We start from the raw sequence: 24,922 nt of genomic DNA on the forward strand, positions 1-24,922 counted from the left end.
GCGCCTACTCGCTGTCGGCGGCCCGCCGCAGCAATCCGGCCAGACGCGGGTAGCGCCCCTCCAGGAGGGAGGCGGCGGCCTCCAGCTCGGTGGGCTTGGCGACCTCCAGCAGCACCGGCCAGGCGATCTGCTCGCCGTTGGTGACCTGCTTGACCGGCAGGTTGTCGCGGCCGACGGAGGGCTGCGACTGGCGCACGTCCTCCAGCGCCTGCTTGATCGCGTCCGACTCGCCCGCCGCGACACCGGGGACGAGGACCTTGCGCTCCAGCATCACCAGCCGGGCCAGCACCTGCGGGTTGCCGATCTTGGCGCGGCGTCCGCTCATCACCTGGCTGAGCATCGGCGCGCTGATGCCGAGCACGTCGGCCAGCTGGGCCTGCGAGATGCGGAAGGCCACGACCAGACGACGCACCCGGTCCCCCAGCGGCTCGCCGTACCACTGCCGCTGCAGAGCCAGGTTCCGCTGGACGCTGCTGCTCTCCGACACCTTCACTCCCCCTGCGTGGCCACCCGTCCGGCGAACCCGGACCGATTCGGACTCGAATCCTGCCAGCTCACCGGCCGCGCGGGGACGTGAATCCGAAAACCCGTGCATCGGAGCGGCGGAGCTCACTCGCGCACTCCGAGGATCCGGCGGGTCTCGGCGACGTCGGCGTTCATCTGGTCCACCAGCGCCTGCACCGAGTCGTAGCGCTCCATCGGGCGCAGCCGCTGCACGAAGTCGAGTTCCACGTGCTCGCCGTAGAAGTCGGCGTCCACATCGAGCACGAAGGCCTCGACGGTGCGCTCGGTGCCGGAGAAGGTCGGGTTGCTGCCCACCGACACCGCCGCCGGCATCGCCGGGCCCGGCTGGTCCGCGCCGCGCGTGCGGTGGGTGAACCAGGCCGCGTAGACGCCGTCGGCGGGGATGGCGGTGTAGTCCGGGGTGGACAGGTTCGCGGTCGGGAAGCCGAGCTCCTTGCCGCCGCGGCCCGCACCGCGCACCACGATGCCCTCCACCCGGTGGTACCGGCCCAGCGCCGAGGCCGCGGCGACGACGTCACCGGCGTCGATGCAGGCGCGGATGTAGGTCGAGGAGAACGTGACCGAGGTGCCGTCGTGGTCGTCCGAGCGCTCCACCGGGCCCGACACCAGCGCGTCGGAGGCGACCTCGAAGCCGAACCGCTCGCCGAGCTTGGTGAGCAGGTCGATGTTGCCCGCCGCCTTGTGGCCGAAGGTGAAGTTCTCCCCCACCACGACCTCGGCCGCGTGCAGCTTGTCCACCAGGACCTCGTGCGCGAAGCCCTCGGCGGGCACCTTCGACATCTCGCGGGTGAACGGCAGCACGCAGAACACGTCCACCCCGAGCTGCTCGACGAGCTCGGCACGACGCCGCAGGGTGGTCAGCTGCGCCGGGTGACTGCCCGGGCGCACCACCTCCGCCGGGTGCGGGTCGAAGGTCATCAGCACGCAGGGCACCCCGCGCCGCCGAGCCTGCTGCACCGCGTGCGCGATGAGTTTCTGGTGCCCGCGGTGCACCCCGTCGAAGACACCGATGGTGACGACACAACGGCCCCAACCACCGGGAAGCTGCTCCAAACCACGCCAACGCTGCACGGTCCAGAAGCCTACTTGCCGAACCGAATCGAGCACCGAGCGGTGGACCACACAGAACGAACGGCCGAACCCCCACCCCGTCAGGCAACCGCCGCAGGCGGTTTCTCAGTACCCCACCTCAGGCGCTTGCACCGCCGCGGGTTCTGACACGTCTTCTGGGGAGGACAGCCGACGCGCCGTGTATTGGCATACATAAGCCTCGGATCCCGGAGCCAGAAGGCGTGTCAGGTTCCGCTACCCGCACCGCCAAGCAAAAAGACCACGGAGTAGTTGTCAGTTCCCAGGAACGATCACCAGGACGGCTTTGGCTGTGCGGCCGCGATCGCGCACCAGCGCCACAGCCCGACCGTCGGGGTCGAACATCCCGTAGGTCCCCTCCACCCCGGCAGCCGTGACGACCTGACCGTGGGAGAGCGCCCGAGCGGTCTTCGCGTCGACGTTGCGACGGGGGAAGGCGGTCTCGACGGCCTGGTCCAGGCCCATCGAGAGCTCCGGGGCCTCCTCCAGCTGGTCGAGCGTCCGGGCGGTGGCCAGGCCGAACGGGCCGACGCGGGTGCGGCGCAGGGCGGTGAGGTGGCCGCCGACTTCGAGCGCCTCGCCGAGGTCGCGGGCCAGGGCGCGCACGTAGGTGCCGGAGGAGCACTCGACCAGCACGTCGAGCTCGGTGGTGGTCTCGGTGCGGCGCAGCGCGAGCACGTCGAAGCGGGAGACGGTGACCGGGCGGGCTTCGAGCTCGACGGTCTCGCCGCTGCGGGCGATCTCGTACGCGCGCCGCCCGTTGATCTTCACGGCGCTGACCGCGCTGGGCACCTGCTGCAGGTCGCCGGTGAGCGCGGCGACGCCGTCGCGGATCGCGGTCTCGTCCACGTCGGCGGCGTCGGTCGTGGACAGCACCTCGCCCTCGGCGTCATCGGTGCTGGTGGCGGCCCCGAGCGTGATGGTCGCCAGGTAGGCCTTGGTGTCCAGCGCGAGGTGGCCGAGCAGCTTGGTCGCCCGTTCCAGGCCGAGCACCAGCACGCCGGTGGCCATCGGGTCCAGCGTTCCGGCGTGCCCGACCTTGCGGGTGCCCATGATGCGGCGGACTCGGGAGACGACGTCGTGCGAGGTCATCCCGGCCGGCTTGTCGACGATCAGCAGGCCGGGCGGGACGGCGGGACTCTGGTTGCGGGATTGCGCGGACACGGCGAACCATCATTCCCGACCCGGGATCAGGCCGGCGCGGCGGCCTCGCGGGTGGCGCCGGTGACGGCCCACTTGCCGGAGCGCGCCCGCAGCAGCAGCGTCACCATCCGCAGCACCATGAACAGGCTCAGCCCGGTCCAGATCCCGGCCAGGCCCCAGCCGAAGGCCAGAGCCAGCCAGATCAGCGGCAGGTAGCCGATCACGGCGCTGAGGATCGTCGCGGTGCGCAGGTAGGCGGCGTCGCCGGCGCCGAGGAACACCCCGTCGAGCGCGAACACCACGCCCGCCACGGGCTGGACCGCGACGAAGAACCACCAGGCGTGCGGCATCTCGGCGAGCACGGCGGCGTCGGTGGTGAACACCGACGGCAGCACCCCGGACACGGCGGTGAAGAACACCGCCAGGCCGCAGCCGAACACCAGGCTGTACCAGGTGACCTGCTTGGCGACGGCCTTGGCGCGCGGCACCGATCCGCTGCCCAGCGCGGCGCCGACCAGCGATTGGGCGGCGATGGCCAGCGAGTCCAGCACCAGCGACTGGAACATCCACAGCTGCCACACGACCTGGTGCGCGGCGGCCGTCTCGGCGCCGGTGCGCGCGGCCACCGAGGTCGCCGACAGGAAGCAGACCTGGAAGGCGAGGGTGCGCAGCACCAGGTCGCGGCCCATGCCGAGCTGGGCGCGCATCTTCGTCCAGTCCGGGCGCAGCGGGGCCTTCTCGACGAGCAGGGCGCGGATGAACAGGGCGGCGGCGATGGTCTGGCCGATCAGGTTCGCGATCGCCGAACCCTCCAGGCCCAGGCCCATCGGGTAGACGAGGATCGGGCACAGCACGGCGGAGACGCCGTTGCCGATGAGCGTGTAGCGCAGCGGGCGGACGGTGTCCTGCACCCCGCGCATCCAGCCGTTGCCGGCCATGGTGATCAGCACCAGCGGCGCCCCGCACAGCGCGATGCGCAACCAGGTCCCGGCGGCGTCGGCGACCGGTCCGGGTCCGGCGAGCAGTTCGGCGACGGGGGTGGCGACGAGCTGGGCGAGCAGCGAGAGGATCACGCCGACGGCGACGCCGAGCCAGGTGGCCTGCACGCCTTCAGCGACGGCCTCGGTGCGCCGCCCGGCGCCGTGCAGCCGCGCGGTGCGGGCGGTGGTGCCGTAGGTGAGGAAGGTCAGCTGGCTGGAGACCAGCGTGAACAGGGTGCCGCCGAGCGCGAGCCCGGCCAGCGGGACGGCGCCGAGGTGGCCGACCACGGCGGTGTCGACCAGAACGTACAGCGGCTCGGCGGCCAGCACGCCGAGCGCGGGGACCGCGAGCCCCAGCACCTTGCGCGGTGACACCCGTTCCCCGGCCTCGGACACGTCATCCCCCTTGTAAGCTGCGATGTGTGGGTTCGCCCCTGACACAGACTAGCGGTAAGGAGCGGCTGTGGATAGCGCCGATTACACCGAGGTCGCGCTCCGGCTCGCCAACGCCGACCTGACCGACGTCGAGTCGGTTCGCGCCGCGCTGCACGAGGAGCCCTGGTGGGCCGACCGGGTCCGCGAAGCCGACCTGCCGCTGCTGCGCGAGGTCGCCGAGAGCCTGCGCCGAGCGCTGGCCACGATGGTCGACTCCCCCGGCCCCGACTCCGACGGCGCGGTCCGCGCGGAGGTCAACGCCCTGCTCGCCGCCCATCCGCCACGACCCCGGCTCTCCGGGCACGGCGGTCACGACGGGACCCCCAACTGGCACGTCCACGTCGCGGGCCCGGACGCCCCCGCCGCCGACGAGGTCGTCGCCGCCGCGGCCTGGGGCCTGGCCCAGGGCATCGTCCACCACGGCACCCACCGCTGGGGCCGCTGCCAAGCCGAGGCGTGCCGGACCTACTTCCTCGACACCTCGACCAACCAGGCCAAGCGCTTCTGCTCCCCCCGCTGCGCCAACCGCGTCCACGTCGCGGCCTTCCGCGCCCGCAAGCGCGCCTGACCCCGGGTCACGGGATCAGCGGCGCCTCGTCGAGGGCCTTGCGGATCGCCGCGAGGATCTCCTGCTCCTCGCCCCGGGCCGTGAAGCCGGACGCGAGGCGGTGGCCCCCGCCGCCGCAGGCGTTGGCGGCGCGGCTGACGTCGACGCGGCTGTCGGCGCGCAGCGACACCGACCAGTGGCCTGCGCCGATCTCCTTGAGCACCGCCGCCACCTCGGCCTCACCGGTGGTGCGGATGATGTCGATGACGCTGTCGACGTCCTCGCTGCCCATCCCGTCGGCATCGGACCTGCGGACGGTGGCGTGCACGAAGCCCAGCCCGTGCGCGGCCGACGGTTCCAGCACGGCCCGGCCGAGAACCCCGGCGAGCATGCCCATGAACCCGAACGGATGCGTGTCCATCAGCGGTTTCGTCGTCGCCTCCGGATCGACACCGGCGTCGATCAGCCGGGCCGCGACCCGGTGCACCTCGGCACCGGCGTGCCGGAACGACCGGGTGTCGGTCACCAGACCCGCGTACAGGCAGCGGGCGATCGGCAGGTCCAGCTCGGCGCCGAGCTCGTCGAGCAGGCGCAGCACGAGCAGCACCGTGGCCTCGGCCGATTCGTCGATGACGTGCTGCGTGCCGTAGCGGGTGTTGGCCAGGTGGTGATCCACCACGATCACCTCACCGCCGGCGGCGATGGTCGCCTTGACCCGGTCGGCGAGCCTGCCCAACCGGCCGAGGCTGCCCGAATCGCACACCACCAGCAGCGGCGGCGCCGCGGGCACCTCCGACGGCGGCACGACCAGCCCGTCGGCGTCGAGGTCGCGCAGCGAGTGCGCGGGCTCGTCCGGATGCCCGAAGGACACCCGCACGGTGGCGCCGCGGGCCTTGAGCGCCCGGCCCAGCGCCAGCGCGCTGCCCAGGGCGTCGGCGTCGGGGTTGACGTGCCCGAGCAGGGTCACGTCCGGTGCGGCCGCGAGCGTGCCCGCGGCGACCGCGACGGCCTCGTCCAGGGACTCGCCCCCGCCGGGGCTGCCCTGGGGGCCTGCGGTCTCGGGTTGCCCGCGCACACGTCACCTCCACGTCACCGGCGGCCCGCTCCGGCCGCCGGTGACCAACGCACCCGATTCAGCGCCGCGACTCAACCACCTTGTGGGCCACGACGCACATCGGCGTCGGAAACGTCCTCGTCATCGGCACCGTCGGTGGCGTCCTCGTCATCGTCGGTGTCGTCGTCGACCGGGCTGGTGCGGTACGGGTCGGCGTCACCGGCCGGGACGGCGCCCGAGGCGAGCCGGGCGACCTCGTCGTCGGCCTCCTTGGCCTTGGCCAGCAGCTCCTCCATCCGGCGAGCCTGGTCCGGCACGGTGTCGGCGACGAACGTCAGCGTCGGGGTGAACCGCACGCCGGTCTGGTCGCCGACGCGGGAGCGCAGCACGCCGGTGGCGCTGTTGAGCGCGGCCGCCGTCGAGGCGTAGTCGGCGTCGTCGCCGAACACGGTGTAGTAGACCGTGGCATCCCGCAGATCCGGGGTGACCCGCGCGTCGGTGATCGTCACCATCGCCAGCCGCGGGTCCTTGACCTCGTGCTCCAGCCCGGACGCGACGATCTGCGCGATGCGCTTGGCCAGCCTGCGGGCGCGCGCCGTATCAGCCACGACGCACCTCCTTCGTGCAAAAGAAGCTTCGACGCCCGCGGTGGTCCGGCGGGCGGTTCTAGTCCTCCGGTCCCAGCATGCGCTGGCGGGCGGAGAGGAGTTCGATCTCTGGGCGTGCGGCGACGAGCCGTTCGCACGAGTCCAGCAGGTCGCGGACGTGCGAGGCGTCGCCGGAAACCGCCGCGACGCCCAGCAGGGCGCGGCGGTGGAGGTCCTGGTCACCGGCTTCGGAGACGGCGACCTCGAAGCGACGGCGAAGTTCGGCCAGGATCGGCCGCACGACCGCGCGCTTCTGCTTCAACGAGTGGACGTCGCCCAGCAGCACGTCCAGCTCGAGAGCACCGACGTACATGGGTGCATCCCCCGGTCGTCGCCGCGCAGGGGGTCCGGACCGGACCCCCTGCGCGGGCTCGACATCAGTCGCGAGGCTTCTCGCGCATCTCGTACGGCTCGATGATGTCGCCGATCTTGAGGTCGTTGTACGACCCCAGGGTCAGACCGCACTCGAAACCGTCGCGGACCTCGGTGGCGTCGTCCTTGAACCGCTTCAGCGAGTTGATGCTGAGGTTCTCGGCGACCACCACGTTGTCCCGCAGCAGGCGCGCCTTGGCGTTCCGCTTGACGATGCCGTCGGTGACCATGCAACCGGCGATCGTGCCGACCTTCGAGGACTTGAAGACCTCGCGGACCTCCGCCCGGCCGAGCTCGACCTCCTCGTACTCGGGCTTGAGCATGCCCTTGAGGGCCTGCTCGATGTCCTCGATGGCCCGGTAGATCACCGAGTAGTACCGGATCTCCACGCCCTCGCGGTTGGCGACCTCGGCCGCCTTGCCCTCGGCCCGGACGTTGAAGCCCAGGACGATGGTGTTCTCCGCGGTGGCGAGGTTGATGTCGGACTCGTTGATACCACCGACGCCGCGGTGGATGACCCGCAGCTCGACCTCGTCGCCGACCTCGATCTTCATCAGGGATTCCTCGAGCGCCTCGACGGTACCCGAGTTGTCGCCCTTGATGATCAGGTTCAGCTGGTTGGTCTCCTTGAGCACCTTGTCCAGGTCCTCGAGGCTGACCCGCTTGCGCTTGGCGGCGTTCTGCGCCTCGCGGATGCGGGCCCCGCGGCGGTCGGCGATCTGCCGGGCGACCCGGTCCTCGTCGACCACCAGGAAGGAGTCACCGGCACCCGGCACCGACGTGAAGCCGATGACCTGGACCGGCCGGGACGGCAGCGCCTCGGTGACGTCCTCGTCGTTCTCGTTGATCATGCGCCGGACGCGGCCGTAGGCGTCGCCGGCCACGACCGAGTCGCCGACCCGCAGCGTGCCGCGCTGGACCAGCACCGTGGCCACCGGACCGCGACCGCGGTCCAGGTGCGCCTCGATCGCCACGCCCTGCGCCGACATCTTCGGGTTGGCCCGGAGGTCGAGCGAGGCGTCGGCGGTCAGCAGGATCGCCTCCAGCAGACCGTCGATGTTGGTGCCCTGCTTGGCGGAGATCTCGACGAACATCGTGTCGCCGCCGTACTCCTCGGCCACCAGGTTGTACTCGGTCAGCTGCTGGCGGATCTTGTCCGGGTTCGCGCCCTCGACGTCGATCTTGTTGACCGCGACCACGATCGGCACACCGGCGGCCTGGGCGTGGTTGATCGCCTCGACCGTCTGCGGCATGACGCCGTCGTCGGCGGCGACCACCAGCACGGCGATGTCCGTCGACTTCGCACCGCGGGCACGCATAGCGGTGAACGCCTCGTGACCCGGGGTGTCGATGAAGGTGACGGGCCGCTCGTTGCCCTCCAGCTCGGTCACGACCTGGTAGGCACCGATGTGCTGGGTGATGCCGCCGGCCTCGCCGGCCTGCACGTTCGCCTTCCGGATGGTGTCCAGCAGTCGCGTCTTACCGTGGTCGACGTGACCCATGACGGTCACGACCGGCGGACGCGCCGCCAGCTCCTCGTCGGAGGAGCCCGGGTCGCCGTAGCTGATGTCGAACGACTCCAGCAGCTCCCGGTCCTCGTCCTCCGGGGAGACCATCTCGACCTTGTAGTTCATCTCCTGGCCGAGGAGCTCGAGGATCTCGTCGGAGACGGACTGGGTCGCGGTGACCATCTCACCGAGGTGGAACATCGCCTGCACCAGCGAAGCCGGGTTGGCGTTGATCTTCTCGGCGAAGTCGGTCAGCGAAGCACCGCGGCGCAGGCGAAGGGTCTCGCCGTTGCCGCGCGGGAGGCGGACGCCGCCGACCGACGGCGCCTGCATGTTCTCCATGTACTCCTGGCGCTTCTGCCGCTTCGACTTGCGACCGCGCTTCGCGGGCCCGCCGGGACGACCGAAGGCACCCGCGGTACCGCCGCGACCACCGGGACCGCCCGGACGGCCACCGCCGCCGGGACGACCGCGGAAGCCACCACCGGCCGGGGCTCCACCCGGAGCGCCACCGCCGCCGGGGCGGAAACCGCCGCCACCGCCGCCGGGACGACCGCCGCCACCGGGACCGCGGCCACCGCCGCCGCCACCGGGACCGCCGCGACCGCGACCGCCACCGGGACCGCCGTTGCCGCCGCGAGCCGGGCGGGGAGGCATCATGCCGGGGTTCGGACGCGGAGGCATCATGCCCGGGTTCGGACGCGAACCGCCGCCCTCACCGCGCGGGGCGTTGCCGCCACCGGCGGGAGCGGTGCCCGCCCCCTGGCCGCCACCGCGGCGCTGCTGGTCGTCACGACCGCGACCGGGGCCCTGCTGGCCACCACTGCGGTCCTGACGCGGACCCGGACCGGGACGACCCGGGCGCTGCTGCGGAGCACCCTGGCCGACGCCGAACGGGTTGTTGCCGACGCGCGGGGCCTTGGGGCCCGGCTTCGGCGCCTTCGGGCGCGCGGCATCGCCGTCGCCACCGGGCTTCGGACCGGGCTTGGGGCCCGGCTTCGGGCCGGGCTTGGGCCGGTCGCCCTGGGACTCCGGCTTCGGCTGCTCGGTCTTGGGCTGTTCGAACCGGGGCTCTTCGACCTTGGGGGCCTGCTGCTGCGGCTCGGCCTGGGCGGCCGGGGCCGGCTCGGCCTTCGGTTCGGGCTTGGGGCCCGGCTTCGGACCGGGCTTCGGGCCGGGCTTGGGTGCCTCGGCGCGCGGGCCGGGCTTGGGTCCGGGCTTGGGCGCCGGCGAACCGGCGGCCGCCCCTCCGGTACTGACCGCCTTGGACTCGCCCTGCGCGGGCTTGCCGCTGTCGCCGCCCTTCTTGGACGACTTCGCGTAGGCGTCGCGAAGCCTGCGCGCCACCGGGGCTTCCACGGTGGACGACGCGGACTTGACGTACTCGCCCTGCTCGGCGAGCTTGTTCAGTACTTCCTTGCTGGTGACACCGAGCTCTTTCGCGAGCTCATGTACGCGGGCCTTGCCTGCCACTGCTCTCCTCATCTGGGTGAGGCCGGGCGGCAGTCCCGCTCGACCTCGTCCTATCGCCGATGCGCGTTCATGGCTTCAGCTTCACGGCTGATTCATGACGGGTCGACCTGCTTTCCTTCGGTTGCCTGGCGCGGGACGGATCCCGCGTCGGTCATGTCTTGAGCCGCGACGGACCGAGGTCCGGCACTCAAGTGGTCCTGCACTGCTGAGGTGTCGAGAGATCCCGGCACGCGAAGTGCCCGCGGAAAAGCCCGGCGTCGCTCGGCCAGGCGCAGGCAAGCCGGATCGGGATGCAGCCAGGCTCCCCGACCCGGTCGCCGATGCCGCGGATCGGGAACCGCGAGGGAACCCGAACCACCGACCTCAGCCACCACGCGTAGCAGCTCAACAGCCGACGTCCGAGTACGACAACCCACACAGGTACGAACCGGCACATGGCGTCCGCCATTCCCGGGTGCACTGGTGTGGATTGATCGCTCCCCTCGCGTCGAGCCTCAGCTGTCGATTCTAACCCGAGGGTGTCACTCGGCCGAACCCACGGTGGGCAGTCCCTCAACCGCCGGGTCCGGACCGGTCGGCTGCACGGGTGCCTGACCGCTCGTGGTGGTCGGCGACGACGGGTCGGCATCGCTGCGGATGTCGATCCGCCAGCCGGTCAGCCGGGCCGCCAGCCGCGCGTTCTGGCCCTCCTTGCCGATCGCCAGCGACAGCTGGAAGTCCGGCACGATCACCCGCGCGGTCTTGGTGCGCTCGTCGACCACCTCGACGGAGACGACCTTGGCGGGCGAGAGCGCGTTGCCGACGAACGTCGCCGGGTCGTCCGAGTAGTCGATGATGTCGATCTTCTCGCCGCCCAGCTCGCTCATCACGTTGCGCACCCGGGCCCCCATCGGGCCGATGCAGGCGCCCTTGGCGTTGACGCCGCTGATCGTGGACCGCACCGCGATCTTGGACCGGTGGCCGGCCTCCCGCGCCACCGCCGGGATCTGGACGGTGCCGTCGGCGATCTCCGGGACCTCCAGCGCGAACAGCCGCCGGACCAGGTTCGGGTGGGTGCGCGACAGCGAGATCTGCGGCCCCCGGGCGCTGCGCGCCACGCCGTAGACGTAGCACTTGATCCGCGTGCCGTGCTCGTAGTTCTCCCCCGGCACCTGCTCGGCACCCGGGATGACGCCCTCGCTGTCACCGATCTGCACGATCACCATGCCGCGCGAGTTGGCCCGCGCGTCGCGCTGGATCACGCCGCCGATGATCTCGCCCTCCTTGGCGGCGAACTCGCCGAAGGTCCGCTCGTGCTCCGCGTCGCGCAGCCGCTGCAGGATGACCTGCCGCGCGGTCGTCGCCGCGATCCGCCCGAACCCCTCCGGCGTGTCGTCCCACTCCTCCGAGACGCTGCCGTCCGCGTCGAGGGAGTGCGCGATGACCCGCACGATGCCGGTCTTGCGGTCGACCTCCACCCGCGCGTGCGGCTGGTGCCCCTCGGTGTGACGGTATGCGGTGAGCAGTGCCGATTCGATCGCTTCCAGGACCGTCTCGAACGGGATGTCCTTGTCGCGCTCGATCGCCCGCAGCGCCGCGATGTCGACGTTCACCTCGACTCCTCCGTGTCTTCCCGGTCGTCCCCCTGCTGGGAAACGCCGCTCGCAGCCCGCTCCAGCTTGCGCAACTCCTCCGCGGGTGGCTGCTGGAACTCCACCTCGACCACCGCGCGCTCCACCTCACGGTAGGCCACCTGGCGCAGCTCAGCGCCCACCAGCACCTGCACGCCGTCGTCATCGGCGTCGCCGACGCGCGCCACCAGCTGCTCGCCGCCGGTCAGCCGGATCTTGACCAGCCGGTAGCGGGCGCGCTTCCAGTGTCGCTGCTTGGTCAGGGGCCGGTCCACGCCAGGCGAGGTGACCTCCAGCGTGTAGGAACCGGCCAGCACGTGCTCGTGCGCGTCCAGGACCTTGGCGACCGAACGGCTCACCTCGGTGATGTCGTCGAGGCCGACACCGTCATCGGAGTCGATGACGACCTTGACCAGCCGGCGACGACCGGCCTGCTGCACGTCTAGTTCTTCGAGGTCGAAGCCCTTCTCGGCCACGGCCTCGGCGACGACGGGCTCCAGCTGCGCGGTGATCTCACCACGCGGCGGGCTGGACACGTTGGCACTCCTAGGTTTCGGTTCTGGTCTGGTTCTCAGACCCCATGCGTGGCGACCCGGGCTCGTCCGCGGGCGCGATGGGCCCGCGTCCGGTGCACCCCGGCCGCGGTCGCCCAGGGTATCGCGTCCGCCCGCACCCGAGCGCGACGTGGGACCCCAACGATCGGCGGATCGCCCGGGACCCCGAACGGGTCACCTGTCCGACCCGCTCTCCCGGTGGCACCCAGGGTGCGCGCGATGATCGCGGGTGCTGGCAGGATAGGTCGCCGTGGAACTCTCCCGCGCATCCCGTTCGGTCCTCGAACGCCGGCGCGTCCTGCGGTGGATCGCGGCGGCGCCCGCGGTGGCCGCGCTGAGCGCCTGCGGCACCGGCTCCGACGAGCCCGACCAGCTGCTTCCGCTGGCCACGGCCGCCAAGGCCGACGCCGCGCTGGCCGAGTCGATCGCGCGGACCCACTCCGGACTCGCCGAGACCGCCCGCGAGCTGGCGGCCGCGCGCACCGCGCACGCCACCGCGCTGCAGCGGGAGATCGACCGCCTCGCCCCGCGCGACCCCGACGACCCGCCGTCGGTGCCCGACCCGGCGCCGAAGAAGGCGCCCTCCTCGGCGTCCGCGGCCGCCGACGCGCTGCGCAGCGCGATGCGCGAGGCCCAGCAGAAGGCGGCGGACCTCGTCCCCGGGCTTCCCGGCTACCGCGCGGGCCTGGTCGCCTCGGTCTCGGCCGGCTGCGCGTGCTTGCAGGAGGTGCTGGGATGAGCGAGCTGTCCGAGCAGGCGGGCAAGGCCCTCGGCGACGCGCTGGGCGCCGAGCACGCGGCCCTGTGGGTCTACGGCCTGGCCAACGCCTTCGTCGGCGAGTCACGGGTGCGCGACGCGATCGAGGAAGCCGTCGACCAGCACGAACGGCTCCGCGACACCGCCGAGCAGGCGATGCGGCAGGCGGGCCTGACGCCCACGCCCGCCCAGCCCGCCTACGAGGTCGGCGGCGACGTGCGGAACCAGTCGAGCGCGATCGAGCTGCTCATCACCGCCGAGGGCGACTGCGAGGTCGGCTGGCGCTCGGTCCTCGACAACACCGAGGACGCGGGCCTGCGCCGCACCGCGCTGGACGGGCTGACCACCTCGGCCACCCGCGCGACCCGCTGGCGGCTGACGCTGGGACGCCAGCCCGCCGTCGAGCACTTCCCCGGCCAGCGCTGAGGGACTACTTCGGGGCCTGGTCCTGGGGCCAGCCCAGCTTGAGGGCCTCGTTGGTGACGTCGCTCAGCGCCGGGTCCTTCTTCGAGGACTTGCCGAAGAACGCCGAGTCGCCGATCACCACGAGCCGGTCCTGCCGTCCCGAGGCGTAGGCGGCGTCGTCGAGGTCGGGCATGTCCTTGGTGCCGTCGCGCTCGTCGTCGACCAGGTCCCGGATGTTGCCGGTGCCGTCCTTGGTGGTGAGCTCGTTGAGCTGGGAGGCGACCTGCGGCGTCGGCATCAGCACGGTGATCACCGAGGTGAGCACGCGGCGGCCGTCGGGCAGCGTCGTGGTGTACAGGGCGCGGGTGAGGTGGTCGCACTCCTGCTTGGCGAAGTACTTCTGGATGTCGTCGGTGGAGACGCCCTTGCAGCCCTGGAAGGCCTCCTCCTTGCGGACCAGGGTGAAGTCGTAGCGCAGCTGCGGCGGCGCGGGCGCGGCGACCTCGTCGTCCGGCTTGATGGCGCTCCAGATCAGACCGGACACCACCGCGACGAGCACCAGGACGAGCCCGCGCAGGGCCCAGCCCATCGGCGTGACCCGCTTCTGCGGCCCCTGCGGTGGTGGGGGCGGCGGCACCGGCTGTCTGCTGGTGCCCGGGTAGGACTGCTGCGGCGCCTGGTGAGGCGGCTGCTGCGGCGTCGGTGAGTGCGTGATCACCGGCCGGGTCGCGTGGTCCGGCGTCGGCGTGGCCACCGGGCGGTCCTGCCTGATGTAGGAGTTGTCCCGCCGCAGCGGCGCCGTCTCGCGCTGCTCGTTGCCCTGTGATCCCGTCACGTCCTCGGGCACACCCTGTCGGTCTGACACGAGTGCCTACGGTAGCGGTTACGGATTACGGGACGGATACCCCGATGCCCGGTTGCGCTGATCAGAGCAGTGCCCGAACCGCCCGTTCGACGTCCTCGGCAGTGTTGTACAGGTGGAACGACACCCTGGTCCGGCCGCCCCTGCCTGCGCAGGCGATCCCGGCCTCGGTGAGCTTGGCCACCGCATCGGGCCTGGCCAGCGACACGATCGCGGACCCGGCGGGCGGCAGGCCGAGCTCGGCGCGGAACCCGTCGGCCAGTCCGGTGCAGTGCGCGGCGATCTCGGCGAGATCTCGACAGGCCAGCCACGTCATCGACGCCGCGGCGCCGACCTGCGCCAGCCACACCGGCGACAGGTCCAGGCCGCGCGCGTCGCCGGCCAGCCGCAGCGGCAGCCCGTAGGTGGCGTCCCACGGGTCCTCGGCGGCGTACCAGTTGGCGCTGTGCGGCACCGGGCGCGGGGCGTCCGGGTGCACGGCCAGCCACGCCGAGCCGCGCGGTGCCATCAGCCACTTGTAGCCCGCCGCGGCGACCCAGTCGGCCCAGTCCAGCCGCAGCGGCATCCAGCCCGCGGCCTGGGTGACGTCGAACAGGACCCGGGTGCCGTGCTCGCGCTTGGCGAGTTCGAGGGCTTCGAAGTCGGCGATGCGGCCGTCCATCGACTGCACGGCGCTGACGGCGACGACGTCGAACTCCGGCGCGTGGTCACCGATCTCGTCGAGCTCGACCTCAGTGACCGTCACGCCCCGGTCGGCCTGCGCGGCGAACGGGAACAGCACGCTGGTGAAGTCGCCGCGGGCCACCAGCACCCGCGCCCCGTCCGGCACGCTCGCCGCGACGAGCCCGATCACCTGGGACGCGCTGGCGCCGATGGCGACCCGGTCGGGGGACACGCCGACGAGGCGGGCGAAGGCGTCGCGGGCGGTCGCGACGTGCTCGTCGAAGTCACCCGGGCCCGACCGGCCGCTGCCCCAGCGCTGCACGGCCTCGGAGACCTCGCGCACCGCCTCGGCCGGTGGGATGCCGATGCTGGCGGTGTTGAGATATCCGTCGGGGACGTCGAAAACCGCGTCGAAGGCCTTCCGCATGACCGACATCCTCGCACCGATCGGGCCGGCGAGGTGAGCGTGTGCCTACGGTTGGAGCATGCACAGCGAAGAGATCGAGATCCGCACCGGCGGCAGCGAGGTGGTCCGCGACCTGCGCGACGAGTGCGCGCGGTTCCTGGCTTCGGCGGGCGCGGGCGACGGGCTGCTCAACCTGTGGGTGCCGCACGCGACGGCGGGCCTGGCGATCATCGAGACCGGCGCGGGCAGCGACGACGACCTGCTCACCGCTCTGAAGGACCTCCTCCCGGGCGACGACCGCTGGCGGCACCGCCACGGCTCCCCCGGCCACGGCCGCGACCACGTCATGCCCGCGCTCGTCCCGCCCTACGCCACGATCCCGGTCCTGTCGGGCCGCATGGCCCTGGGCACCTGGCAATCGGTCTGCCTCGTCGACACCAACATCGACAACCCGGTCCGCAAGGTCCGCCTCAGCTACCTCCCCGGCTGAGCGACCCCCGTTCGAAAACCGCAGCATTCGTCGCGTCGAAAACCCCGGTTTTCGTGCGCGCGAAAACCGGGGTTTTCGACGGGACGAATGCCGGGGTTTTCGGCGCGGTGGGGAGTTTCAGCTGGTCAGGAAGCTTTGGAGACCGGCGAGGTCGTCGGTGTTGATGTGGTCGACGCCGACCTCGCGCAGGACGTTCCAGACGGCCTCGCGCTCGGCGCCCTCGCTGTCGGGGGTCGCCCAGAAGCGGACGCGCTGCCCGGCGGCGTGGGCGTCGCCGACGATCTGCTCCAGCTTCTCGCGCTCCTCGGCGGGCATGTCGCCGGAGCCGTTCCAGGTGAACACCTCGGTCCAGTCGTCGGAGACCAGCGGGACGAGCTCCGGGTCGGCGCCGATCGACCCGCCGGTGCCGCCGTCGAGGAACGCGTAGCGGTCGGTCTGGCCCTCGACGTACTCGGTGGGCTTCTCCCCCGAGATCACCACGGTCACCGGGCCTTTCGTGACGGTGCCGTTGTCGTAGTGGGTGAACAGCCCCGCGTACTCGTCCTCGCGCATGATCTCGTCGAGCCGCTTGTAGCCGTCCTCGCCGAAGGTCTTGAAGTCGACCAGCAGCTGGAAGTCGACGTCCTGGCCCGGGTAGAGGCCACCCGAGTTGACGCGCTCCCGCAGCGGGTCCAGGTAGAGCGACTCGATCGTGCGGTCGGGACGCAGCTGGAACGGGTCGTGCCCCACCAGCAGCTGATCACCCAGCGGGTAGATGTCGGCCTCGACGCTGGTGAAACCGTGGTCCAGCGCGTCCAGCAGCGGACGTTCGTGCAGGTAGTCGTTGTGCGCGTGCGCCTGCGGCAGCGGCTCGACCTCGGCCGGGGCCGCGTGCGCGCTGGGGGCGAGCAGGGTCAGCGCCGCGACCGCGGGTAACAGGAAACGCGTGAGGGAACGCATGAAAAGGCCTCCGGTGGTGATCAGCTGATCACCACCGGAGGCTAGTTCGCTCGCCCGGCTCAGCGGGCCCGCTGACGTGATTTACCCACGCACCACGCCGATCAGGTGCGACACGGCCTCGTCGGCGGCGACCTCGGTGCGCTCGCCGGAGGCCCGGTCGCGGACCTCGACGACACCGTTGGCCAGGCCCTTGCCGACCACCAGGATCGACGGGATGCCGACCAGCTCGGCGTCGGCGAACTTCACGCCCGGCGAGACCGTGCGGTCGTCCAGCATCACCTGCACACCGGCCCGGTCGAGCTCGGCGGCCATCTCCTCGGCGCGCGCCCGGACCGTCTCGTCCTTGCCCGCGATGACCACGTGCACGTCGGCCGGGGCGACCTCGCGCGGCCACGCCAGACCCATGTCGTCGTGACTCTGCTCGGCGATCGCCGCCACCAGGCGGGACACGCCGACGCCGTAGGAACCCATGGTGATGCGCTTGGGCTTGCCGTCCTGGCCGAGCGCGTCCAGGCCGAACGCGTCGGAGTACTTGCGGCCCAGCTGGAAGATGTGGCCGATCTCGATGCCGCGCGCCGCGACCAGCGTGCCGTTGCCGTCGGGCGACGGGTCGCCCTCGCGGACCTCGGCGGCCTCGATCGTGCCGTCGGGGGTGAAGTCGCGGCCGCACACCAGGTCCAGCACGTGGTGGTCGGTCTTGTCGGCGCCGGTCACCCACGCCGTGCCGGTGACCACGCGCGGGTCGACCAGGTAGCGAACACCGTTGTCCTGCAGCGCCTTCGGGCCGATGTAGCCCTTGACGAGGAACGGGTTCGCGGCGAAGTCCGACTCCTCCAGCAGCGCCACCTCGGCGGGCTCCAGCGAGGCCTCGAGGCGCTTCATGTCGACCTCGCGGTCGCCGGGAACGCCGATAGCCAGCAGCTCCCACTCCTGGGCACCCGGGCGGCGGGTCTTGACCAGCACGTTCTTCAGGGTGTCGGCGGCGGTGAACTTGCGGTCGGTGTTGGCGTTGAGGAAGTCCACCAGCGACTCGATGGTCGGCGTGCTCGGCGTGTGGTGGACCTCCGCGGCCGGCTTGTCCTCGACGGACTCGGCGGGCGGGGCGGGCGTGACCACGGCCTCGACGTTCGCGGCGAAGCCGGAACCGGTGCTGCGGACGAAGGTGTCCTCACCGGTCGCGCTCTCGGCCAGGAACTCCTCGGAGGCCGAACCGCCCATCGCGCCCGAGGTGGCGGCCACGATCACGTAGCGCAGACCCACCCGGTCGAAGATCTTGATGTAGGCGTCGCGGTGCTTGCGGTAGGACTCCGACAGGCCCTCGTCGTCGATGTCGAAGGAGTAGGAGTCCTTCATCACGAACTCGCGGCCGCGCAGGATGCCCGCGCGGGGCCGCTCCTCGTCCCGGTACTTGGTCTGGATCTGGTACAGCATGACCGGGTAGTCCTTGTAGGAGCTGTACTCGCCCTTGACGGTCAGGGTGAACAGCTCCTCGTGCGTCGGACCGAGGAGGTAGTCGGCGTTCTTGCGGTCCTTGAGGCGGAACAGGTTGGGGCCGTACTCGGTCCACCGGTTGGTCGCCTCGTAGGGCTCCTTGGGCAGCAGCGCCGGGAAGTGGATCTCCTGCGCGCCGATCGCGTCCATCTCCTGGCGCACGATCTCCTCGACGCGCCGCAGCACGCGCAGACCCAGCGGCAGCCACGAGTAGATGCCCGGCGCGATGCGCCGCACGTAGCCGGCCCGCACGAGCAGCTTGTGGCTCGGCACCTCGGCGTCGGCCGGATCCTCGCGCAACGTACGCAGGAACAACGTCGACATCCTCGTGATCACGGCTACCGGCTCCTAGTTCGACCGAAGTAAGGGAATACAGGCAGGGTAGCGACCCCCGTCACCAGCACGGCTGCGCGGTCACCCCAACCACCACCCCATCCTCCCCACCCCCAAACAACCAGGTCAAACCCATTTCCACCCCATCCCCACTCGACCCAGGTCAAAAACTGCAACATCCATCGCACGAAAACCGGGGTTTTCGACACGTCAAAAACCGCGACATTCGTCGACGCGAAAACCGGGGTTTTCGTTCGGAGGTCACACGTTGGTGGGGATTCTGTGGGGGATTTGGGGTTTGGTGTATCTGACGGGGGTGGTTTCGCCTCTTTAACTGCGTGAGAAAACCGCAGCAGCCGCCGATCATCCCCGATGGCTCGATCTTCGTCTTCCGACGTTGCGACGCCATCGCGGCAAACCTCAAGGACCGACACCTCAAATACTGGTTCCTGCGCGTCATGCAGGGCGTGTACACGACCAAGGACACACCGCTCACGCACGAGCTCAAATGCGCGGCCGTGGCGAAGACCTTGCCCGAAGGATCGGTCATCACAGGCCGGTCCGCCGCAACGCTACGAGGAGTGCCGTTGGCGGACTTCTCGACGCCGGTGGACGTCATCGTGCCGACGAACACATTGATGATGCGCAGGAAGGGCGTGTCCTGCTCCTCGGTTCGGGTCGGTGAGGCCGAGCACTCGCCGTGGCGCGGAGTGGGGGTGGCGGGGTTCGCGCGGATCGCGTTGGACCTGCTCAGGCAGCGGTCGATCAGCCGCGCGGTCGCGCAGGTCGACGCCCTGCTGCACGCCGGGGTCATCGGGGTCGACGCGATCGCGGCGTTCCTGACCGGGCGGCACGACGCCGGGATCCGGCGCGCCTGGCTGCACCTGCCGTACCTCGACGAACGCGCGGAATCACTGCCCGAATCGGTCCTGCGGGTCGAGTTCAACCTGAGCGGGCTGCATCCCGAACCGCAGGTGGAGGTCTACGACGGGGACCGGTTCGTCGCACGGCTGGATCTCGCGTTCGAGGAGGCCAAGGTCGCCGTGGAGTACAACGGTGGACTTCACGCCGAGCCCGAGCGGGCCGCGCGGGACCTGGAGCGCTACCAGCGGCTGCGCGATCTGGGCTGGCTGGTGTTCGTGGTGACCAACGAGGATCTCAACGGCGGGCTCAAGAAGGTCATCGCCGAGGTCGCGGCTGCTGTCAGGTGGCGGGGAGGGGTGGCTGCGTGAGCGCTTACCCTGGTGGTGTGTTGGTTCTGCTGCCTCCTTCGGAGACCAAGGCCGCGGGTGGGGACGGTGCTCCGCTGGACCTGGACGCCCTGTCGCACCCCGAGCTGAACGAGACCCGGCGCGAGCTCGTCGACGCGCTGTCCACTTTGGCCGGTGACGTGCCGCGAAGTCTCGAGGTTCTGGGGATTTCCGAGCGCCAGGTCAACGAGGTGGAGCGCAACGCCGAGCTGTGGACCTCCCCGACGACGCCCGCGCTGGAGCGCTACACCGGGGTGCTCTACGACGCCCTGGACATCGGTTCGCTGGAGCCCGCGCAGCGCAAGCAGGCCGATGCGCGGCTCGCGGTGGCCTCGGCGCTGTTCGGGCTGGCGCGCGGGACCGACTCGATCCCCGCCTACCGGCTCTCCGGCGGCGGCTCGCTGCCGGGCCTGGGAACGCTGCGCAGCGTGTGGCGACCGGTGCTGGAGCCGGTGCTGGCCGCCGCCGACGACCTCGTCGTCGATCTGCGCTCGGGCGCCTACGCGGCGCTGGCCAAGGTTCCCGGCGCGGTCGAGGTGCGGGTGCTGTCGGAGGATTCCTCCGGCAAGCGCAAGGTCGTCAGCCACCACAACAAGTCCCACAAGGGGCGGCTGGCGCGGGCGCTGGCCTGCGCGGTGGAGGAACCGGCCACCGTCGAGGACGTCGTGGACGTCGCCTCCGAAGCGGGTCTGCGGGTGGAGCGGGAGGCCGACCGCAAGCTCTGCGTCGTCGTCTCGGCCTGACGAGACGTTCGGCACAGGCGCCTGCGCCCGGGAGACCGGGACCGGTCGGATAGACTGCGGGGTGTCCGCGGCCGGCACTCGGCCGCAATGCGAGCGGCGTCCGCCGCGTTCGCCCACCCATCGGCGCGAGATCGCGCCGGGCTCGTCCTCGTGATCGCCCGCGGTACCGACCGCGAAGCTCTCCCCGTGACGTGCCTACTTCCGGGGAGTTCTCTTCGTGCCTTCTTCTTCCGCCACGCCCGCACGCCGCAGCCAGCAGGGACGTCCGCGTCGACGTCGCCCGCAGGCCAAGGCGGGCAACGCCAAGCCGGCGAAGCGCAGCCTGTTCGACGAGGTCGGTGTGACCGCCGTCGACCCGGCGCCGTTCGCCGACCTGGGCCTGCCGAAGCGCCTGGTCCGCGCGCTGCACGACAACGGGATGCGCGAGGCCTTCCCGATCCAGGCCGCGACGATCCCGGACGCGCTGACCGGCCGGGACGTGCTCGGTCGCGGCCAGACGGGTTCCGGCAAGACGCTGGCGTTCGGGCTGCCGCTGCTGGCGATGCAGAGCGGCAACGCGCAGCCGATGCGTCCGCGCAGCCTGGTCCTGGTGCCGACGCGCGAGCTGGCCACGCAGGTCACCGACTCGCTCAAGCCGCTGGCCAAGGCGCTGGGCCTGTACGTCCGCGAGGTCGTGGGCGGCACGTCGTTCAACCGGCAGGTCGACACGCTGCGTCGCGGCGTGGACGTCCTGGTGGCCACGCCGGGCCGGCTCAACGACCACCTGCGCCAGGGCACCTGCGATCTGTCCGAAGTGGAGCGAACCGCGCTCGACGAGGCGGATCAGATGGCCGACATGGGTTTTCTGCCGCAGGTTCGGGAAATCCTCGACCACGTCCCGTCCGACGGGCAGCGGCTGCTGTTCTCCGCGACGCTCGACGGTGACGTCGACAAGCTCGTCGAGCGCTACATGACCGATCCCGTGGTGCACTCGCTGGCGCCGCCGTCGGCGAGCGTGGACAGCATGGAGCACCACCAGTTCCTGGTGTCGACGACCGACAAGCAGACGGTGCTGGCCCGCATCGCCGCGCGCGAGGGCCGGACCATCATGTTCGTGCGCACCAAGCACCACGCGGACCGGCTCGCCAAGAAGCTGCGCGCGGTCGGCGTCGAAGCCGGTGCGCTGCACGGCGGGAAGGCGCAGAACGCGCGCACCCGCATCCTCGACGAGTTCAAGAACGCCTCGTCGAGCACGCTGGTGGCCACCAACGTCGCGGCGCGCGGCATCCACATCGACGACGTGAGCCTGGTGGTGCACGTCGAGCCGCCCGCGGACCCGAAGGACTACCTGCACCGCGCCGGTCGCACCGCACGCGCCGGTTCCAGCGGCACGGTGGTGACGCTGGTGACCGACGACCAGAAGCAGGCGTTCCGCGCGATGGCCAACCAGGCGGGCGTCACGGCCGTCACGACCGAGATCCGGCCGCACGACGCCGAACTCGCCCGCCTCACCGGTGCCCGCGAACCGTCCGGCACCCCGCTGGCCACCCCGCAGCGCCAGCAGCCCAAGCCGGCCAGGTCCCGAGGCGAACACCGCCCCCAGCGCTCCCCGCGAGGCACCGAACCCACCCGCCGAGGCGGAGATTCGGCCCGCCGGGGCACCGGCTCGGGCTCCGGCGGCGGCAACCCCAACCGCAACCGCCGAGGCGGCGCCAACGGCGGCGGCCGCCCCACCGGCTCTGGACGCCCCCGCCGCACCAACACCTCCCGCTGACCGCGGTCAAAACCTGCGGTATTCGACCCGACAAAAACCGCGGTATTCGTCGGGTCGAAAACTGCGGTTTTTGACCGGTCGAATACCGCGGTATTTGACCGGGGCGAGGGCGAGAGCGGGTTCGTGATGTGAAAAGCGTCCCCTGCCGGGGGTTTCCGGCGGGGGCCGCTTCGTCGGTGCGGGTCAGTCCTTGAGGCCTGCTACCGGGCCGATGACGATGACCGCCGGCGGTTTGATGTCGTGGGCGCGGACGTCGTCGGCGACCCGCTCCAGGGTGGTCTTCACCGAGCGCTGGGCGTCGGTGGTGGCCTCCTGGACGACCGCGACCGGGGTGTCGGCCGGACGGCCGTTCTTGATCAGCACCTCGGCGAAGGCCTCGATGCGCTGCACCGCCATCAGCAGCACCAGCGTGCCGCGCAGCCGGGCCAGCGCTTCCCAGTCCACCAGGGACCGCTCGTCGTCGGGGGCGACGTGGCCGGAGACCACGACCGCCTCGTGCGCCACACCGCGGTGGGTGACCGGCACGTCGGCCATCGCCGGAGCCGAGAACGCGCTGGTGATGCCGGGGACCACGGTCACCGGGACACCGGCTTCGGCGCAGGCCAGCAGCTCCTCGAAGCCCCGCCCGAACAGGTACGGGTCGCCGCCCTTGAGCCGGGCGACGAACTTGCCGGCGCGGACCTTCTCGATCAGCGTCTCGTTGATCACGGTCTGGCTCGCCGAGCGCCCGTAGGGGATCTTCGAGACGTCGATGACCTCGACGTGCGACCCCAGCTCCTCCAGCAGTTCGCGCGGCGCCAGGTGGTCGGTGAGCACCACGTCGGCCTTGGCCAGCAGCCGCCGCCCGCGCACCGTGATCAGGTCCGGTGAGCCGGGCCCGCCACCGATCAGCGCGACGCCGGGGGCGTGCGGCTCGGGGTGCTCGTCGACGACACCGGACTGCATCGCCTCCAGCAGCGCGTCGCGGACGCCGGCGCTGCGGCGCGGCTTGCCTCCGGCGAGCACGCCGAGCAGCAGCCCGTCGTGCTCGGCGACGGCGGGCGTGACGGCGCTGCCCTCGGTCGCGTTGTCGGAGCGGACGCAGAACACCCGGTCGCGCTCGGCTTCCGCGCCGACGGCCGCGTTGACCTCGTCGGACGAGGTCGCCGCCACGGCGTACCAGGCGCCGTCGAGGTCGCCGTCGCGGTAGTCGCGGCGGCTCCAGGTGATCTCGCCGGCGTCGGCCAGCGCCTCGACGGCGGGCGTCGCCTGCGGGGCGATCACCTCGACGGCGGCGCCCGCCTTGATCAGCCGGGGGAGCCGCCGCTGCGCGACGGGCCCGGCACCGACCACCACGACGCGGCGACCGGCGAGGTCGAGTCCGGCGAGGTAGTGGTTATCCGATGGAGTGGCCATGTGCGTGTCCGTGTGCGTGACCGTGTCCGGTCGGGTCGTCGGGGTGGTGGTGCGGCGTCTGCGGTGCACCCAGTTTGTCCTCGAAGCCCGGCAGCAGCACCCGGTACGCGCAGGTGTCGCAGTTCATCCGGATGTCGCCGTGCAGGGCCTCGTGGTAGCGCTCCACGACGAGGTCGACCAGGGCATCGCAGTCTCCCAAATACCCGGCGACGTGGAGCTCGAGCTCCGGTGCGGTCTGGGACCACTCGCGCGCCTGCGTCACGACGCGCTGCGGCAGCACGCCGTCGAACAGGAAGTACGGGGCCACCACGACGCGCTTGGCCCCGAGCTTGCGAGCCCGGTCCAGCCCGCCAGGGACGTCCGGCGATGCCAGGGAGATGAACGCGGTCTCAACAGTGTCGAAGCCGCAGGTCTCCTGCAAGAGGCGTGAGACCTTGCACACCTCGGCGTTGGCGTCGGGGTCGGTGGAGCCGCGGCCGACGAGAACCACTGCCGTGTCGGCCCATTCCTCGCGCGGGGCCTGCTCGGCGATCCGCTCGGCGAGCAGGTCCAGCAGGATCGGGTGCGGGCCGAGGGGGCGTCCGAAGACGAACGACGTGCCCGGGTGGCGGCGGACCTCGCGCTCCAGCGCGGCGGGGATGTCGCCCTTGCCGTGACCGGCGGCGACGAGCACCAGCGGCACCGCGGCCATCCGGCGGTGGCCTGCGTCGGTGAGCTCGGTCCAGGCCTCGGTGACCGCGGGAGCGGACAGCTCGATGAAGCCGCCGGAGGCGTCGACGCCGGCGGCGGTCATGCGCGCCTTGAGCCGCTCCAGGAAGGAGTGGAACTCGGCCACGCCTCGTTCGTCCACCGTGCCGTGGCCCACGACCAGCAGCGGTTCGGTCACCGGTTACCTCCAGGTTCTGCCCAGTAGAGCAGGGCGTTGACGGCGGCTGCGGCGATCGCCGCGCCACCGCGTTCGGTCAGGGTGCTCACGGCCGGCAGGCCGCTGCGCCGCAGAGCGGCCTTACTGTCGACGGCACCGACGAACCCGACGGGCACGCCGATGATCAGCGCCGGTTCCAGCTCGCCGGTCTCGGCGAGCCGGAGGAGTTCGGTGAGCGCGGTGGGGGCGTTGCCGACGGCCCACACGGCGCCGCGCGGGTGCTCGCGGGCGGCCAGCCGCATCCCGGCCGCGGAGCGGGTCAGCCCCTCGGACGCGGCGAGCTCGGCGACGCCGGGGAAGTCCAGACCGATGGTGACCTCGCGGGCGGTGATGCCGGAGGCGACCATGCGCACGTCGGTGATCAGCGGCGCCCCGGACAGCAGGGCGTCGCGGCCCTGCCGCAGCGCGTCCTCGTCGGCGACGACCTCACCGGTCCAGCTGGGGTCGGCGGTGGTGTGCACGACGCGTTCGACGACCGCCCGGGTCAGCGGTGCGAACCGGTCGAAGTCGGCTCGCGACCGCATGATCCGGTAGGACTCGGTCTCGATCGGATGGACTGTGCGCCTCATGGTCT

25 protein-coding genes are annotated in these 24,922 nt (G+C 71.6%); 7 read left to right on the forward strand and 18 right to left on the reverse strand.

Annotated features, from left to right (window positions below):
- Window positions 1-4: 4 nt before the first annotated feature.
- The 4 genes from BM424_RS02030 to BM424_RS02045 all read right to left on the reverse strand — a co-directional run bounded on the left by BM424_RS02030 (window position 5) and on the right by BM424_RS02045 (window position 4,133).
- Complete coding sequence (locus BM424_RS02030; RefSeq protein ID WP_093413249.1) at window positions 5-487, reverse strand: helix-turn-helix domain-containing protein; 483 nt, start codon at window positions 485-487, stop codon at window positions 5-7.
- A gap of 122 nt (window positions 488-609) precedes the next feature.
- Window positions 610-1,596, reverse strand: coding sequence for a bifunctional riboflavin kinase/FAD synthetase (locus BM424_RS02035; protein WP_093413251.1), 987 nt, complete (start codon window positions 1,594-1,596; stop codon window positions 610-612).
- Between the two features lie 273 nt (window positions 1,597-1,869).
- On the reverse strand, window positions 1,870-2,778 hold the full coding sequence (gene truB / locus BM424_RS02040; RefSeq protein ID WP_093413252.1) for a tRNA pseudouridine(55) synthase TruB: 909 nt from the start codon (window positions 2,776-2,778) through the stop codon (window positions 1,870-1,872).
- 26 nt (window positions 2,779-2,804) lie between these two features.
- A complete protein-coding gene (locus BM424_RS02045; protein ID WP_093413254.1) occupies window positions 2,805-4,133 on the reverse strand; it encodes an MATE family efflux transporter in 1,329 nt (442 codons plus the stop codon).
- Window positions 4,134-4,200: 67 nt separating this feature from the next.
- Here BM424_RS02045 and BM424_RS02050 point away from each other — a divergent pair, with 67 nt between their 5' ends.
- Window positions 4,201-4,740, forward strand: coding sequence for a CGNR zinc finger domain-containing protein (locus tag BM424_RS02050; RefSeq protein ID WP_093413255.1), 540 nt, complete (start codon window positions 4,201-4,203; stop codon window positions 4,738-4,740).
- A gap of 7 nt (window positions 4,741-4,747) precedes the next feature.
- On the opposite strand, the gene BM424_RS02055 is transcribed toward BM424_RS02050, so the two are convergent.
- From BM424_RS02055 to rimP, 7 genes are all read right to left on the reverse strand, one after another.
- A complete protein-coding gene (locus tag BM424_RS02055) occupies window positions 4,748-5,737 on the reverse strand; it encodes a DHH family phosphoesterase (protein WP_093414558.1) in 990 nt (329 codons plus the stop codon).
- A 128-nt stretch (window positions 5,738-5,865) separates the two neighbouring features.
- Window positions 5,866-6,381 (reverse strand): 30S ribosome-binding factor RbfA, encoded by a 516-nt coding sequence (gene rbfA, locus BM424_RS02060; protein ID WP_093413257.1) that lies wholly within the window; start codon window positions 6,379-6,381, stop codon window positions 5,866-5,868.
- A gap of 58 nt (window positions 6,382-6,439) precedes the next feature.
- Window positions 6,440-6,733, reverse strand: coding sequence for a DUF503 domain-containing protein (locus BM424_RS02065; RefSeq protein ID WP_093413258.1), 294 nt, complete (start codon window positions 6,731-6,733; stop codon window positions 6,440-6,442).
- Between the two features lie 64 nt (window positions 6,734-6,797).
- Window positions 6,798-9,773, reverse strand: a complete 2,976-nt coding sequence (gene infB / locus BM424_RS02070) for a translation initiation factor IF-2 (RefSeq protein WP_093413260.1) — start codon at window positions 9,771-9,773, stop codon at window positions 6,798-6,800.
- Between the two features lie 92 nt (window positions 9,774-9,865).
- Entirely contained in the window at window positions 9,866-10,207 is a 342-nt protein-coding gene (locus tag BM424_RS02075) for a YlxR family protein (RefSeq protein WP_342742581.1), read from the reverse strand.
- 87 nt (window positions 10,208-10,294) lie between these two features.
- On the reverse strand, window positions 10,295-11,365 hold the full coding sequence (nusA, locus tag BM424_RS02080) for a transcription termination factor NusA (RefSeq protein ID WP_093413263.1): 1,071 nt from the start codon (window positions 11,363-11,365) through the stop codon (window positions 10,295-10,297).
- Complete coding sequence (rimP, locus tag BM424_RS02085) at window positions 11,362-11,919, reverse strand: ribosome maturation factor RimP (protein WP_093413265.1); 558 nt, start codon at window positions 11,917-11,919, stop codon at window positions 11,362-11,364. The genes nusA and rimP overlap by 4 nt, the downstream gene beginning before the upstream one ends.
- Before the next feature lie 268 nt (window positions 11,920-12,187).
- Here rimP and BM424_RS02090 point away from each other — a divergent pair, with 268 nt between their 5' ends.
- Window positions 12,188-12,676 (forward strand): hypothetical protein, encoded by a 489-nt coding sequence (locus BM424_RS02090; RefSeq protein ID WP_093413266.1) that lies wholly within the window; start codon window positions 12,188-12,190, stop codon window positions 12,674-12,676.
- A complete protein-coding gene (locus BM424_RS02095) occupies window positions 12,673-13,119 on the forward strand; it encodes a ferritin-like domain-containing protein (protein ID WP_093413268.1) in 447 nt (148 codons plus the stop codon). The genes BM424_RS02090 and BM424_RS02095 overlap by 4 nt, the downstream gene beginning before the upstream one ends.
- A 4-nt stretch (window positions 13,120-13,123) precedes the next feature.
- On the opposite strand, the gene BM424_RS02100 is transcribed toward BM424_RS02095, so the two are convergent.
- Both BM424_RS02100 and BM424_RS02105 read right to left on the reverse strand, forming a co-directional pair.
- The gene (locus BM424_RS02100; RefSeq protein ID WP_245775551.1) at window positions 13,124-13,963 is read right to left on the reverse strand and encodes a hypothetical protein; all 840 of its coding nucleotides are present in this window, start codon (window positions 13,961-13,963) and stop codon (window positions 13,124-13,126) included.
- A 61-nt stretch (window positions 13,964-14,024) separates the two neighbouring features.
- Window positions 14,025-15,050, reverse strand: coding sequence for an aminotransferase class V-fold PLP-dependent enzyme (locus BM424_RS02105; RefSeq protein WP_093413271.1), 1,026 nt, complete (start codon window positions 15,048-15,050; stop codon window positions 14,025-14,027).
- Between the two features lie 58 nt (window positions 15,051-15,108).
- Between BM424_RS02105 and BM424_RS02110 the strand changes: the two genes are divergently transcribed.
- Complete coding sequence (locus tag BM424_RS02110; protein ID WP_093413273.1) at window positions 15,109-15,519, forward strand: YjbQ family protein; 411 nt, start codon at window positions 15,109-15,111, stop codon at window positions 15,517-15,519.
- Between the two features lie 117 nt (window positions 15,520-15,636).
- Here the strand turns inward: BM424_RS02110 and BM424_RS02115 are convergent, their stop codons facing one another.
- Together BM424_RS02115 and BM424_RS02120 are read right to left on the reverse strand one after the other, a co-directional pair.
- The gene (locus tag BM424_RS02115; protein ID WP_093413274.1) at window positions 15,637-16,458 is read right to left on the reverse strand and encodes a phosphatidylinositol-specific phospholipase C/glycerophosphodiester phosphodiesterase family protein; all 822 of its coding nucleotides are present in this window, start codon (window positions 16,456-16,458) and stop codon (window positions 15,637-15,639) included.
- A gap of 81 nt (window positions 16,459-16,539) precedes the next feature.
- Window positions 16,540-18,285 (reverse strand): proline--tRNA ligase, encoded by a 1,746-nt coding sequence (locus BM424_RS02120; RefSeq protein WP_093413276.1) that lies wholly within the window; start codon window positions 18,283-18,285, stop codon window positions 16,540-16,542.
- Window positions 18,286-18,869: 584 nt separating this feature from the next.
- On the opposite strand from BM424_RS02120, the gene BM424_RS02125 reads away from it, so the two are divergent.
- The 3 genes from BM424_RS02125 (at window position 18,870) to BM424_RS02135 (ending at window position 22,028) form a co-directional block, all read left to right on the forward strand.
- The gene (locus tag BM424_RS02125; RefSeq protein ID WP_139273989.1) at window positions 18,870-19,514 is read left to right on the forward strand and encodes an endonuclease domain-containing protein; all 645 of its coding nucleotides are present in this window, start codon (window positions 18,870-18,872) and stop codon (window positions 19,512-19,514) included.
- A 17-nt stretch (window positions 19,515-19,531) separates the two neighbouring features.
- On the forward strand, window positions 19,532-20,275 hold the full coding sequence (gene yaaA, locus BM424_RS02130) for a peroxide stress protein YaaA (protein WP_093413279.1): 744 nt from the start codon (window positions 19,532-19,534) through the stop codon (window positions 20,273-20,275).
- 217 nt (window positions 20,276-20,492) lie between these two features.
- Window positions 20,493-22,028: a DEAD/DEAH box helicase gene (locus BM424_RS02135; protein WP_093413281.1), complete on the forward strand. Its 1,536-nt coding sequence runs from the start codon at window positions 20,493-20,495 to the stop codon at window positions 22,026-22,028.
- A gap of 183 nt (window positions 22,029-22,211) precedes the next feature.
- Here the strand turns inward: BM424_RS02135 and cobA are convergent, their stop codons facing one another.
- From cobA to BM424_RS02150, 3 genes are read right to left on the reverse strand one after another with little or no spacing between them, the layout of a single operon-like run.
- The gene (gene cobA / locus BM424_RS02140; RefSeq protein WP_093413282.1) at window positions 22,212-23,423 is read right to left on the reverse strand and encodes a uroporphyrinogen-III C-methyltransferase; all 1,212 of its coding nucleotides are present in this window, start codon (window positions 23,421-23,423) and stop codon (window positions 22,212-22,214) included.
- Window positions 23,404-24,309: a sirohydrochlorin chelatase gene (locus BM424_RS02145; RefSeq protein WP_093413284.1), complete on the reverse strand. Its 906-nt coding sequence runs from the start codon at window positions 24,307-24,309 to the stop codon at window positions 23,404-23,406. Before BM424_RS02145 ends, cobA begins: the two co-directional genes overlap by 20 nt.
- Complete coding sequence (locus tag BM424_RS02150) at window positions 24,306-24,917, reverse strand: precorrin-8X methylmutase (RefSeq protein WP_093413285.1); 612 nt, start codon at window positions 24,915-24,917, stop codon at window positions 24,306-24,308. The genes BM424_RS02145 and BM424_RS02150 overlap by 4 nt, the downstream gene beginning before the upstream one ends.
- Window positions 24,918-24,922: the final 5 nt, after the last annotated feature.

Source organism: Saccharopolyspora flava (assembly GCF_900116135.1).
Classification (GTDB): domain Bacteria; phylum Actinomycetota; class Actinomycetes; order Mycobacteriales; family Pseudonocardiaceae; genus Saccharopolyspora; species Saccharopolyspora flava.